Source organism: Diaphorobacter caeni, from assembly GCF_015354245.1.
In the GTDB taxonomy this organism is placed as follows: domain Bacteria; phylum Pseudomonadota; class Gammaproteobacteria; order Burkholderiales; family Burkholderiaceae_C; genus Diaphorobacter_A; species Diaphorobacter_A caeni.
In genome coordinates this window covers 1-13,222 of sequence record NZ_JADKYZ010000016.1, presented here as the reverse complement: position 1 = coordinate 13,222, position 13,222 = coordinate 1, and the positions used below count along the sequence as shown (strand labels likewise).

12 protein-coding genes are annotated in these 13,222 nt (G+C 64.7%); 10 read left to right on the top strand and 2 right to left on the bottom strand.

The genetic code is table 11. From position 1 onward, the window contains the following. Positions 1 to 10: 10 nt before the first annotated feature. Both ISG32_RS26290 and ISG32_RS26285 read left to right on the top strand, forming a co-directional pair. Positions 11 to 694 carry a response regulator transcription factor gene (locus ISG32_RS26290; protein ID WP_194774005.1) on the top strand — a complete coding sequence of 228 codons (684 nt, stop codon included), beginning with the start codon at positions 11 to 13 and terminating at the stop codon, positions 692 to 694. Further along, positions 675 to 2,153: a sensor histidine kinase gene (locus ISG32_RS26285; RefSeq protein ID WP_194773977.1), complete on the top strand. Its 1,479-nt coding sequence runs from the start codon at positions 675 to 677 to the stop codon at positions 2,151 to 2,153. Before ISG32_RS26290 ends, ISG32_RS26285 begins: the two co-directional genes overlap by 20 nt. Positions 2,154 to 2,162: 9 nt before the next feature. Here the strand turns inward: ISG32_RS26285 and ISG32_RS26280 are convergent, their stop codons facing one another. Next, positions 2,163 to 2,447 (bottom strand): hypothetical protein, encoded by a 285-nt coding sequence (locus ISG32_RS26280; RefSeq protein WP_194773976.1) that lies wholly within the window; start codon positions 2,445 to 2,447, stop codon positions 2,163 to 2,165. Positions 2,448 to 2,533: 86 nt separating this feature from the next. On the opposite strand from ISG32_RS26280, the gene ISG32_RS26275 reads away from it, so the two are divergent. From ISG32_RS26275 to gshB, 8 genes are all read left to right on the top strand, one after another. Then, positions 2,534 to 3,814, top strand: coding sequence for a glutamate-5-semialdehyde dehydrogenase (locus ISG32_RS26275; protein ID WP_194773975.1), 1,281 nt, complete (start codon positions 2,534 to 2,536; stop codon positions 3,812 to 3,814). A 61-nt stretch (positions 3,815 to 3,875) separates the two neighbouring features. Next, positions 3,876 to 5,339 (top strand): Trk system potassium transporter TrkA, encoded by a 1,464-nt coding sequence (gene trkA / locus ISG32_RS26270; protein ID WP_194773974.1) that lies wholly within the window; start codon positions 3,876 to 3,878, stop codon positions 5,337 to 5,339. 14 nt (positions 5,340 to 5,353) lie between these two features. After that, the gene (locus tag ISG32_RS26265) at positions 5,354 to 6,820 is read left to right on the top strand and encodes a TrkH family potassium uptake protein (RefSeq protein WP_194773973.1); all 1,467 of its coding nucleotides are present in this window, start codon (positions 5,354 to 5,356) and stop codon (positions 6,818 to 6,820) included. Positions 6,821 to 6,944: 124 nt separating this feature from the next. Beyond that, a complete protein-coding gene (gene gshA, locus ISG32_RS26260) occupies positions 6,945 to 8,240 on the top strand; it encodes a glutamate--cysteine ligase (protein WP_194773972.1) in 1,296 nt (431 codons plus the stop codon). Beyond that, positions 8,240 to 8,677 carry a DUF5329 family protein gene (locus tag ISG32_RS26255; RefSeq protein WP_228530138.1) on the top strand — a complete coding sequence of 146 codons (438 nt, stop codon included), beginning with the start codon at positions 8,240 to 8,242 and terminating at the stop codon, positions 8,675 to 8,677. The genes gshA and ISG32_RS26255 overlap by 1 nt, the downstream gene beginning before the upstream one ends. A 171-nt stretch (positions 8,678 to 8,848) precedes the next feature. Continuing rightward, the gene (locus ISG32_RS26250) at positions 8,849 to 10,726 is read left to right on the top strand and encodes a potassium transporter Kup (protein WP_194773971.1); all 1,878 of its coding nucleotides are present in this window, start codon (positions 8,849 to 8,851) and stop codon (positions 10,724 to 10,726) included. 109 nt (positions 10,727 to 10,835) lie between these two features. After that, positions 10,836 to 12,026 (top strand): benzoate/H(+) symporter BenE family transporter, encoded by a 1,191-nt coding sequence (locus tag ISG32_RS26245; protein WP_194773970.1) that lies wholly within the window; start codon positions 10,836 to 10,838, stop codon positions 12,024 to 12,026. Between the two features lie 29 nt (positions 12,027 to 12,055). After that, complete coding sequence (gene gshB / locus ISG32_RS26240; protein WP_194773969.1) at positions 12,056 to 13,000, top strand: glutathione synthase; 945 nt, start codon at positions 12,056 to 12,058, stop codon at positions 12,998 to 13,000. On the opposite strand, the gene ISG32_RS27705 is transcribed toward gshB, so the two are convergent. Further along, positions 12,940 to 13,222: hypothetical protein (locus ISG32_RS27705; protein ID WP_228530137.1), on the bottom strand; the 283-nt coding region annotated here is incomplete at its 5' end. The genes gshB and ISG32_RS27705 overlap by 61 nt on opposite strands.

Genomic DNA, 13,222 nt, shown 5'->3' with positions numbered 1-13,222 from the left:
CTCGCGCACGATGAAGGTGCTGCTGGTGGAGGACGATCTGGACCTGAGCGCGGCGCTGTCGCGCGTGCTCACGCGGCGCGGCATCCATGTCGAGCATTGCATGGACGGCGTGCAGGCGCTGGTGCAGCTCGGCGCGGGGCAGTTCGACGTGGTCATGCTCGATCTCGGCCTGCCGGTGATGGACGGGCTGCAGCTGGTCTCCAAGATCCGCGCCAAGGGCAACGAGGTGCCGGTGCTGGTGGTGACGGCGCGCGGTGCGGTCGGCGACAAGGTGGCCGGACTCAACGCCGGAGCCGATGACTACCTCGCCAAACCTTTCGATCTGGATGAGCTTGAAGCACGCCTGCGCGCGCTGTGCCGCCGTGCGGGTGGCACAGCGGGCGAGATGCGCTGCGGGCGGCTGCGTGTGGAGCGCGCGTCGCACGTGGCCTATGTGGACGGGCGGGCGCTTGAGCTCACGCCGCGCGAGTCGGCGCTGCTGGCCGCGCTGATGGAGCGCCCGGGCCATGCGGTCACCAAGGATCGGCTGACCGCGCTGGTGTTTCCTTCGGACCATGCCACGCAGGCCGACGCGGTCGAGGTGGTGGCGCATCGGCTGCGCAAGAAACTGTTGGGCACCGACGTGCAGATCACGACGCTGCGCGGCGTGGGCTATCTGATTCAGGAAAGCCCGGATGGCGGCGCGGCGCACTGACGGCACTGCCCTGCAGGACGCCACGGCGCGGGCGTTCTCGCTGCGCCGCAGGCTGCTGATCTGGATGGCGGTGCCGCTTCTGGTGTTCGTGCTGTTCGATGCCTGGCTTGGCTACCGCAACGCGCTGCAGACCACGCAGTCGGCCTACGACCGTCTGCTGGTGACGGCGGCGCACGCGCTCGGCGACATGATCCGCCTCGAGCGCGGCGAGCTGCAGGTGACGCTGCCGCACTCGGCGCTGGAGCTGTATTCCACCGATGTGCGCACCGACCTGCGCGAGCAGCCGGGCCGCAGTCCGCTGCTGTACCGCGTGAATTTTCTCAATGGCGATTTTCTCGCGGGCGACGCCGCGCTGCCGGCCTACACCGGCCTGCCCCCGCTCAACGTGGCCTACGCCTCGCGACTGCAGTTCTACGACCGGGACATGGAGGGCGGTGAGCCCGCGCGCTTTGTGGCACTGTGGCAGCCGGTCGAGTCGGCCGAGGGCATGCGCTACGTGGTGGTGCAGGTGGGCGAGTACGTGTCGTATCGCTACGCCATCGGCCGCGCGCTTCTGTGGAACACGCTGGCGCGGCAATGCGCGCTGCTCCTGCTGCTGCTTGTCGCGATGTGGGTGGTGGCGACGGCGGCGCTCAGGCCGCTTCGGGTGCTGGCCCGTTCGGTGGAGCAGCGCAGCCCCGACGATCTTCAGCCGATCGCCACGGCGGCCACGCCCGAGGAGGTCGGCCCCTTGCTCGCGGCCTTCAACGGTCTGCTCGCGCGCGTGGACGGTTCGCGCCAGCGCCAGCAGCGCTTCGTGGCGGATGCCTCGCATCAGCTGCGCACGCCGTTGGCCGTGCTGCAGCTGCATGCCGAATCGGGTCTCAAGGGCGACGTGCCCGCGCGCGAGGCGCTGGCCAGCATCGCCGACACCACGGGCCGCACCAGCCGCGTCGTCCACCAGTTGCTGATGTGGAACCGCGCGCAGAGCGGTCAGGCCGATCTGGTGCAGATGGTCGAGTCCGTCGAGTTGCTGGGGCTGATGCGGGACGTGGCGGTGGAAGTTTCGCCGCTGCTTGCGCGCGGGCAGCTGGATTTTTCGCTCGATGGGCCGGAAACGCCTGCGCCGTGGCGCGGGGAGCGCTGGATGGTCGAGGAAATCCTCAAGAATCTGCTGACCAACGCGATCCAGCACGCGCCGCAGCGTTCGGTGCTGGGCATGCGGCTGGGCGAAAACGGCCAGGAATGGGAGCTCGAGGTGTGGGACAGTGGCGAGGGGCTCGCGAAGGCCGTGGCCGAGCGGCTGTTCGAGCCTTTCATCACGGGCGGCGGCGGCAAGGGCGCGGGGCTGGGTCTGGCGATCTGTCGTGATTTGGCGCTGGCGCTGGGCGGAACGCTCAGCGTGCGCAACCGCACGGGTGCCGGGCAGACGGGCGTGAGCGCCGTGCTGCGCCTGCCGAAGACCCAGGTTGAACCGTAGAAAGCCGGATCAGCCGCGCTGGAGTTGCTGGTCAGCCTTGTCCAGCCAGACCTGCAGGCTGTCGTGCAGGTCCTTCTGGCTGAAGGAGCAGCTTTCCTCGGTGAACAGGGCACCGGCTTCCAGACGGTCGAGCAGGCCGAGCAGCACGTCGGAATAGCGCGCGGGCAGGGCGGCGAGCAGGGCGCTCTGGTGGCGGGCGGCATCGCTGAAACCGTGGGGGCTGAGGCCACCGTCGGCGAGCTGCTGCAGGCGTTCGCGGAGGCTGTTCAGTTCGTAGAGGGCGGTGTCGGACATGGCGCTTGGGGGCTTGGAAGTGGCGGAAAGCCACAAGCGTAACCCTTGTGCACGCGGGTCGGGCGGTTTCGGTGAAAATCGAGGCTATGAATGCGCTCAATATCGCTGAATACACCCATGCCCTCGGAGTTCAGGCCAAGGCGGCCTCCGCGCTGATGGCGCGTGCTCCGTCGGCCGTCAAAAGCAAGGCCCTCAAGGCGCTGGCCCGTCTGCTGCGTGAAAACGTGGACGCGCTGCAGATCGACAACGCCCGCGATCTCGAACGCGCGCGTGCCGCTGGGCTGGCCGAGCCCATGGTCGATCGCCTCAAGCTCACCCCCAAGGTGCTGGAAACCTGCGCTGAAGGCTGCGAGCAGCTCGCCGCGATGCCGGACATCATCGGCGAAGTGCTCGGCATGAAGCAGCAGCCCAGCGGCATCCGCGTGGGCCAGATGCGCGTGCCGATCGGCGTGTTCGGCATGATCTACGAAAGCCGCCCGAACGTGACCATCGAGGCCGCCAGCCTGTCGATCAAGAGCGGCAACGCCTGCATTCTGCGTGGCGGCTCCGAAGCCATCGACTCCAACAAGGCGCTGGCTCTGCTGGTCGGCAAGGCGCTGGCCGAGGCCGGCCTGCCCGAGCACGGCGTGCAGCTGGTGCAGACGACCGACCGCGAGGTGGTGGGTCAGCTCATCACCATGCCGGACTATGTGGATGTGATCATTCCGCGTGGCGGCAAGGGGCTGATCGAGCGCATCAGCCGCGACGCGCGCGTGCCGGTCATCAAGCACCTTGACGGCAATTGCCACACCTATGTGGACGACCCCTGCGACATCGCGTTGGCGCTCAAGGTGACGGAAAACGCCAAGACGCAGAAGTACAGTCCGTGCAACGCGACGGAAAGCCTGCTGGTGGCGCGCGGCGTGGCGTCGGAATTCCTGCCGAAGATCGGCGCGGTGTTCGCGGCGAAGGGGGTGGAGATGCGCGGCACGGCCGAGGCGCTCGCCCTCCTCAAGCCTGTGGCGGGTGCCCGGTTGGTTGAAGCGCAGGAAAGCGACTGGAGCGAGGAATATCTCGCCCCGGTCATCAGCGTCCGGATCGTCGAGGGTGTGGACGAGGCGATCGCTCACATCAACAAGTATTCGAGCCACCACACCGAGGCCATTCTCACGACCAACCATGTGCACGCGCAGCGGTTCCTGCGCGAGGTGGATTCGGCGAGCGTGATGGTGAACGCCAGCACGCGTTTTGCCGACGGCTTTGAATACGGTCTCGGCGCTGAAATCGGCATCAGCACTGACAAGTTCCATGCGCGTGGTCCGGTAGGCATCGAGGGCCTTACTTCGCTCAAATGGATCGTGCTCGGCGAAGGTGAGATCCGGGGCTGATCGGCGCCGGGCACTGCCAAAGGGCTTGGATGGCTGAGCCAGTCAGGGCGGGATACACACGATGAAAATCATCATTCTGGGTGCAGGTCGGGTCGGTGCCAGCGTTGCGGACAGCTTGGAGTCCGAGCGCAACGACATCACGGTGATCGATCAGAACCCCGATCGGCTGCGCGAGCTCGAGAGTCGCTACGATCTGCGCGGCGTCGTCGGCAACGGCATTGACCCGCGGGTGCTGGCCGAGGCCGGCGCCAACGATACCGATCTGCTGATCGCCTGCGCGGCGCAGGACGAGACCAATCTCGTCTGCTGCAAGGTCGCGCAGGTGATGTTCAACGTGCCCAAGCTGATCGCGCGGGTGCGCTCGTCGGGGCTGGACAAGACCGAGCAGCTGCTCGGCAAGGACGGTTTCGGCGTCGACCGCATCATCTGCCCCGAGGAGTCGCTCACCCGCTACATCGGCAAGCTCATCGAGTTTCCCGAGGCCATGCAGGTGCGGGAGTTCGCGGGCGGACGGGCCTGTCTGGTGTCGGTGCGCGCGCGCGGCGGCGCTCCGATGGTGGGCCACCGCATCAGCGCGCTGCGCCTGATGGCGCCCGATGTGGGGATGCGCATCGTCGCGATCTACCGGCGTTTTGCGGACGAGCCCGACCGCTTCATTTCCTGCGATGGCTCGACGATGGTCGAGCCCGGCGACGAGGTCTTCGTGCTCTCCGGACGCGAGCAGATTCCCGAGGTGCTGGCCTCGTTCCATCGCCAGCGCGGCCAGGCCGCGCGTCCGGTGCGCCGGGTGATGATGGCCGGTGGCGGGCGCGTGGCGCTGCGGCTGGCCAACCAGCTCACGAAGAAGGGCAACCTGCAGATCAAGATCATCGACATGAATCCGGACCGCTGCGTGGATCTGGCGTCGCAGCTGCCCTCCGACGTGCTGGTGCTGCAGGGCGATGCGACCGACGAAGAACTGCTGAGCAACGAGAACATCGAGGACATTGACCTGTTTCTCGCGATCACCAGCGACGACGAGGACAACATCATGGCGAGCCTGCTCGCCAAGCGCATGGGCGCAAGCCGCGTGCTCGCGCTCATCAACCGGCGCAGCTATGCCGACCTGATGCACGGCACGCAGATCGACATCGCGCTGTCGCCCGCGCAGGCGATGCTCGGCGAGCTGCTGGCCTATGTGCGCCAGGGCGACGTGCAGGCGGTGCACAGCCTGCGCCGGGGCGTGGCCGAGGCGCTGGAGATCGTCGCGCGCGGCGACCAGAAGAGTTCGCGCGTGGTGGGGCGCAAGGTCAGCGAAATCCATCTTCCGCCCGAAGTGAATATGGGGCTGATCGTGCGCGGGCTGCCTGATCCGCTGTGCCACGACGGGCAGGAGCAGGCGCAACCCGAGGGCGAGCCCGAGGTCATCATTCCGCGCAGCCACACGGTGATCCAGTCGAATGACCACGTGGTGTTCTTCCTGCCGAACAAGCGGCTGGTCAAGGACGTGGAAAAGCTGTTTCGCGTCAGCGCGACCTATTTCTGATCCGACCGCCGAACATGAACGACATCCTGCCCGTCCTGCGACTGCTGTGCGTCCTGCTCGCGATGTTCGCGGGCGCGCTGCTGGTGCCGCTTGGCGCGTCGGTCTACGCGGACGACGGGCTGTGGGAGTGCTACGTCGTCTCGATTCTGTTCACCTTGCTGGTTTCCGCGATTCTGTGGTTCAGCACCCGCAAGTACCAGCGCGAGCTGCTGCCGCGGCATGGCGTGATGCTGGTGTCGATGGTGTGGGTGGCGCTGCCGCTGTTCGCGGCGATTCCGCTGATGCTCGCGTCCTACGAGATCCACCGGCCGATGTCGTTCACGCACGCGTATTTCGAGTCGGTCTCCGGGCTCACCACCACCGGCAGCACGGTGATGTCGGATCTCGACCAGCTGCCGCTGTCGCTCAACGTCTGGCGCACCTTCATGCAGTGGATCGGCGGCATGGGGATTCTGATTCTGGCGGTCGCCGTGCTGCCGCTGCTCGGAGTGGGCGCGAGCCAGCTGTTCAAGGCCGAGGCGGCCGGTCCGGTCAAGGACACCAAGCTCACGCCGCGCATGACGGAAACCGCCAAGGGGCTGTGGGGCGTGTATTTTCTGTTCTCGCTGTTCTGCGCGCTCGGCTACTGGTGGGCGGGCATGACGCCGGAGGACGCGATCATGCACATGTTCACCACGGTGAGTCTGGGCGGACTGTCTCCGCACGACGCGAGCTTTGCCTACTTCAAGTCGCCGCTCATGGAGAGCATCGCGGTCTTCTTCATGCTGGCCGCGAGCTGCAATTTCGCGCTGTACTTCATCGCGCTGCGCAAGGGCAACTGGCGCGGTTTCTGGCGCGATGTGGAGATGCGCGCGACCATGGTGGCGCTGGTCGGCGGCGGGCTGTTCGTCGCGCTGCTGCTGTGGTTCAAGGATGTCTATGCGCCGCTTGACGCGCTGCGCATGGGGCTGTTCCATGTGATTTCCGTCGGCACGACGACTGGCTACACGACCACCGACTATCTGAACTGGCCGGTGTTCGCTCCGGTGTTCATGATCATGCTCTCGGGCGTGGCGACGGGCGCGGGATCGACCGGCGGCGGCATCAAGATGGCCCGCATGCTGATCCTCTTGAAGCAGGCACGCCGCGAGATGGCCCGCATCATCCACCCCAATGCGGTGCAGCCGGTGAAGCTGGGCCATGCGGTGGTGGAGAACCGCATGATCTTCGCGGTGCTGGCCTTCATGCTGATGTACGGCGCCACGGTGATCGTGCTGAGCATGGTGTTGATGCTCACCGATCTCGATCCGCTGACCGCGTTTTCCGCCGTGCTGGCGAGCGTGCACTGCGCGGGCTCGGCGATGGGACGGCTCGGGCCGAGCTCCAGCTATGCGGTGCTGAACGACTTTCAGCTCTGGGTCTGCACGCTCGGCATGTTGCTCGGGCGTCTGGAAATCCTGAGCTTCATCGCGCTGTTGACGCCCACTTTCTGGCGCAGGTAGCGTTGGCGAGGACGAGGGCGCGCGATAGGGGTTGCCGCACGTCGTTTCAGAGTCGATTTGCCGCGTCTCGTAAAATGGTGGGCTTACCCCGCCCAAAGCCTTTTGCAATCTTGCGAGGACATTGATGGTTCCCCATCTCATTACCGCCCTGACCGGCCCCATCAACGAACTGGAACAACGCATTCTGGACTCGATGCCAGCGATCGAGCGCTGGTTCCGTCTCGAATGGATGGAGCACACGCCTCCGTTCTACTCGTCCGTGGACATCCGCAATGCAGGGTTCAAGCTGGCGCCGGTGGACACCAATCTGTTTCCGGGCGGCTGGAACAATCTGACCGAGCAGATGCTGCCCTTGGCCGTGCAGGCCGCGATGGCCGCCATCGAGAAGATCTGCCCCGAGGCACGCAACCTGCTGATCGTGCCCGAGAACCACTCGCGCAACACCTTCTATCTGGCCAACGTGATGCAGCTGCAGCGCATCTTCAACATGGCCGGCCTGAACGTGCGCATCGGCTCGGTGAGCCCGGAGATCAAGAAGGCCACGACGATCACGCTGCCGCACGGCGAGTCGATCACGCTGGAGCCGGTGATCCGCACCAAGCGCCGCCTGGGCCTGAAAAACTTCGACCCCTGCACGATCCTGCTGAACAACGACCTCTCCGCAGGTGCGCCCGGCATTCTGGAAGAGCTCTACGAGCAATACCTGCTGCCGCCGCTGCACGCGGGCTGGAGCGTGCGCCGCAAGAGCCGCCATTTCCAGAGCTACGAAGAAGTCTCCAAGCGCTTCGGCAAGATGCTGGGCATCGACCCGTGGCTGATCAACCCGCTGTTCACCAAGGTGGAGGGCGTTGATTTCAACGAGGGCGTGGGCCTCGAAGAGCTGCAGACTTCCGTCGACGCGACGCTCACCAAGGTGCGCCGCAAGTACAAGGAATACGGCATCAACGAGAAGCCATGGGTCGTGGTCAAGCCGGACAACGGGACCTACGGCATGGGCATCATGACGGTGCGCGACGCCAAGGAACTCGACGATCTGAACCGCAAGACGCGCAACAAGATGGCCGTCATCAAGGACGGCCAGGTCGTGCACGACGTGATCGTCCAGGAAGGCGTTCTGACCCGCGAGCGCGTGCAGCAGGCCGTGGCAGAGCCGGTCGTCTACATGATGGACCGCTACGTGGTGGGCGGCTTCTACCGCATGCATGCCGAGCGCGGCACCGACGAGAACCTCAACGCACCCGGCGCGAGCTACGTGCCGCTGGCCTTCGAGCACAGCACGCATCTGCCGCAGCCCGGCGCGCGCCCCGGTGCGAGTGCGCCGAACCGCTTCTACATGTATGGCGTGGTCGCGCGTCTGGCGATGCTGGCGGCGAGCTATGAGCTCGAGGCGACCGACCCGAACGCCGAGGTCTACGACTGATGAGCAAGCGCCAGGACGCGGCGGTGGCGCACGGAACGTGCAGTATTGCGCCGTCCCGGCGGGCCGCGCTGCTGGTGCTCGCTGCCTGCATGAGTCTGCCTGCAGCGCCCGCGCTCGCGCTCTCCGGCAGTGAGGAGGCGCGCGTCCAGGCCATGCTCGCGCTGCTCGAAAAGCGCTCCGACCTCGTCTTCATCCGCAACGGCGAATCGCACAGCGCGGTGGACGCCGTCGCCCATCTCAAGCTCAAGCTCTCGCGCACCCGCAACCGGCTGGATTCGGCCGAGCAGTTCGTGGACAAGGTGGCGTCGTCGTCGTCGATGTCCGGCGCGCCCTATCTGATCCAGCAGTCGGGCAAGCCCTCCGAGCCCGCGAAACCGTTTCTGCAGCAGCTGCTCAAGCAGGCCAGCCAGCACTCCGGTCAGCACTCCGGTCAATAGGCGCGTCAACCGAAACCGCGAAAAATCAGTGTCTGTGAGCGGTTGCTATGGTGGCCGCACCACAACTGTCAACGATCACCGGGCCTTGGGCTGCAGGCGGCGCAAATTTCCCGTGATTGATGGAAAATACCGCCCAACAGCCCGCATTCGCGTTCTGGGTGACTGATCCCTGTGCAAAATTCGAAATCCTCTCTCACCACGCTCACTCTGGGGGCGATCGGTGTCGTCTACGGTGACATTGGCACCAGCGTGCTGTATACGCTCAAGGAGGTGTTCGGCTCAGGCCATGTTCCGTTCACGCATGACAACGTCTACGGCATTCTCTCGATCCTGTTCTGGACGCTGACGATCATCGTCTCGCTCAAGTACGTCGTGCTCGTGCTGCGGGCGGACAACAACGGTGAAGGCGGCCTGATCGCGATGCTGGCGCTGGCCTCGCAGGCCGTCAAGGACAAGCCCAGGCTGCGCTCCGCGCTGATGATGATCGGCATCTTCGGCACCTGCCTTTTCTATGGTGACGGGGTCATCACCCCCGCGATCTCGGTGCTCTCGGCGGTCGAGGGTCTGGAGCTCGTCTCTCCGCATTTCACCAAGGGCGTGGTGCCGCTCACCTTGATCGTGCTGATCGCGCTGTTCATGCTGCAAAAGCGCGGCACGGCCGGCATCGGCAAGTTCTTCGGACCGATCATGCTGATCTGGTTCATCAGCATCGCGGCATTGGGCGTCTGGAACATCATGCAGCATCCCACGGTGCTGCGCGGTCTGAGCCCGCATTACGCGCTGGGCTTCATCTTCGAGAATCCGGGCGTCAGCTTCATCATTCTGGGTGCGGTCGTGCTCTGCGTGACGGGCGCCGAGGCGCTCTATGCCGACATGGGCCACTTCGGCCGCAAGCCGATCCGTCTCGCCTGGTTCAGCATCGCCATGCCGGCGCTCACGCTGTGCTACTTCGGGCAGGGCGCGCTGGTGCTCGAGAATCCTGAGGCCATCAAGAACCCGTTCTACATGCTCGCCCCCAGCTGGGCGGTGCTGCCGCTGGTGGTGCTGGCCACGCTGGCGACGGTGATCGCGTCGCAGGCGCTGATCACCGGGGCTTTCAGCGTCACCAAGCAGGTGATCCAGCTCGGCTACCTGCCGCGCATCCAGATCGAGCACACCAGCGTGCGCGACATGGGCCAGATCTACATCCCGTTCATCAACTGGAGCCTGTGCGTCGCCATTGCGCTGGCGGTGGTGATGTTCCGCTCCAGCAGCAATCTCGCGGCCGCCTACGGCATCGCGGTGACGCTGGACATGACGATCACTTCCGTGCTCACCTTCTTCGTGCTGCGCTACGGCTGGAAATATCCGCTGTGGATGGCGCTCGCGCCCACGCTGTTTTTCTTCTTCATCGATGTCACGTTCTTCGCGTCGAACATGCTCAAGCTTTTCGAAGGCGGCTGGTTCCCGCTGAGCATCGGCTTTGCGGTGTTCACGGTGATGATGACGTGGAAGCGCGGTCGCGATCTCATCTACAACAAGCTGCACTCCGACGGCATCGACCTGCGCGACTTCCTGCAGATGGTGTTCCTGCAGCAACCGCCCATCACACGGGTGGCCGGTACGGCGGTGTTCCTGACCGCCGACCCCAAGGTCACGCCGACGGCGCTGCTGCACAACCTCAAGCACAACAAGGTCCTGCACGAGCAGAACATCTTCGCGACCATCGTCAACCACGAAGTGCCGTGGATCGGGCTCGACAAGCGCGTGCAGATCGAATCGCTCGGCAGCGACTGCTGGAGCGTGAAGATCAACTACGGGTTCAAGAACGACCCGGACGTTCCGGCGGCGCTGCAGCAACTGCGTGGCCGCGGCTGCGAGATCGAGAGCATGAGCACCAGCTACTTTCTTTCGCGCGATGTGTTCGTGCCCGGCGACAACAACAGCGGCATGGCGCTCTGGCGTCAGAAACTGTTCGGCCAGATGCACCACAACGCGGCGGGCGTCGCCGACTTCCTGCTCCTGCCCAGCAACAGTCTGGTGGAGCTTGGCTCCAAGGTGGAAGTCTGACGCATTCCAGCGTGCGGACGCGATTCTTTGTATATTGCGTGGGCGCCGCAGATTCGCCCTGAAGAACCCTTGAGCTGGCATCGCGTCGCAGTTTGGAACGACATACGCGATGCGATTTTTCAAGGACCTGACGCTTTCGGCCTTCGTGGCCGGTTTTGTTTCCGTGCTGGTGGGCTTGACCAGCTCGGTCGCCATCGTCTTTCAGGCGGCTCTGGCCTTCGGCGCGACGCCGGCTGAAATCGCCTCGTGGATGTGGGCTCTGGGCATCGGCATGGGCCTGTGCTCGCTGGTCCCATCCCTGATTTTGAAGAAACCCGTGATGGTCGCATGGTCCACGCCCGGCGCGGCGGTGCTCGCGACCGCCGGTGCCATGGGCGGCTTCACCATGGGCGATGCCGTCGGGGCGTTCATGGTCAGCGCGGCGCTCATCTTCCTTGCGGGCGTGACCGGCTGGTTCGAGCGCGTGATGGACAAGATTCCGCAGGAGATCGCCGCTGCGCTGCTGGCCGGAGTGCTCGCCAAGTTCGGCATGCAGGCTTTCAGTGCGGCCGAAACCGCGTTGCCGCTGGTGCTGTCCATGCTGCTCACCTATTTGCTGGCCCGCCGCTTTCTGCCGCGCTATGCCGTCATGCTGACTCTGGCGGCCGGAATCCTCTGCGCCGCCCTCATGAACAAGATGAACTGGTCGGCCATCCACTGGGATCTGGCGGTGCCGGTGTTCACCATGCCGACGTTCTCCGTGGCGGCGATCATGAGTCTGGCGCTGCCGTTGTTTGTCGTGACGATGGCGTCCCAGAATCTCCCCGGCGTGGCGGTGATCCGGGCAAGCGGCTACGACATGCCGATCTCGAAGCTGATCTCCATGACCGGGCTGGCGACTTTCGTTCTGGCGCCATTCGGCGGCTACGCGCTCAACCTCAGCGCCATCACTGCGGCGATCTGCATGGGCCCGGAGGCGCATCCCGATCCGGCCAAGCGCTACACGGCGGCGGCCTCCTGCGGCATCATCTACATATTGATCGGCATCTTCGGCGCGGTGGTGACCGGCCTGCTGATCGCCTTTCCCAAGGAGCTCGTCATGGCGATTGCCGGCTTGGCGTTGCTCGGCTCCATCGGCGGTGGCCTGGCCAATGCCGTACGTGACGAATCGCATCGCGAGGCGGCGCTCATCACCTTCCTCGTGACCCTGAGCGGCGTCACCATAGCCGGGATCGGATCAGCGTTTTGGGGAGTGATCGCCGGCAGCATTGCCCTGTTTGTGCAACAGTATGGACGTCCACACTCGCCCACAGCGAAGTGATCTCTCTATCTATATAGGCGCGACAGCCCATGAAAATCCTCTTTGTTGCCGATCCCATCGAGCACTTCAAGATCTACAAGGACACCACCTTCGCCATGATGCGCGAGGCACAGAGACGCGGACACACCATCGCGGTGTGCGAGCCTCGTCATGTCTCCTGGCAGCGCGGCGAGCAGGTCACGGCCGAGGTGCGGGACATCCGCCTGACGGGTGATGCCGATGCATGGTTCGCGGTGGAGGGCGAGCGCCGGGCCGCTCTGGTGGACTTCGGCGCAGTACTGATGCGCAAGGACCCGCCATTCGACGCCGAGTACATCTACTCCACTCACCTGCTGGAGCAGGCCGAGCGCGACGGCGCCAAGGTCGTCAACAAGCCGAGCGCGCTGCGTGACCATCCCGAGAAGCTGGCGATCATGGAGTTCCCGCAGTTCATCGGCCCCACGCTGGTGACGCGCGATGCCCAGCAGATCCGTCGCTTTCATGAGGAGCACAAGGACATCATCCTCAAGCCGCTCGACGGCATGGGCGGCATGGGCATCTTCCGAGTGAAGGCGGATGGCCTGAATCTGGGCAGCATCATCGAGACGCTCAACAAGGAGGGCGCGCAAAGCGTCATGGTGCAGAAATTCCTTCCCGAGATCGCAGACGGCGACAAGCGTGTGCTGATCATCGGGGGCCAGCCGGTTCCTTATTGCCTGGCGCGCATTCCCCAAGGCAATGAAGTGCGCGGCAATCTGGCGGCTGGCGGCAAGGGCGTCGCCCGGCCGCTGAGCGACAAGGATCTGCAGATTGCGCAAGCGCTCGGGCCCATCCTGCAAAGCCGGGGGCTGCTGCTGGTGGGCGTGGACGTGATCGGTGAGTGCGTCACGGAAATCAATGTGACCAGCACGACTTGTTTCCAAGAGATCCATGATCAGACGGGCTTTGACGTGCCCGCCATGTTCATTGATGCGCTGGAAGCGGCCGTCGCCTGACTGTGGGAAGAGGGCGCCTCATCTCTTTGGGATGACAAACCGGAAAGAAATCCGCCTTTTTCATAGAAGGCGTGATTTTCAGGGCTATACTTGCGCCCTTCCTCAGAAAGAACGCGCTGATTGCGGAGAGATCCGAAGATGCTGCGAGTTGATCTGAAGAAAGTTCTCAAAACTTTCCCGGTTGGTTCAAAAATCGGTATAGAATAGAGGGCTTCGCTACCA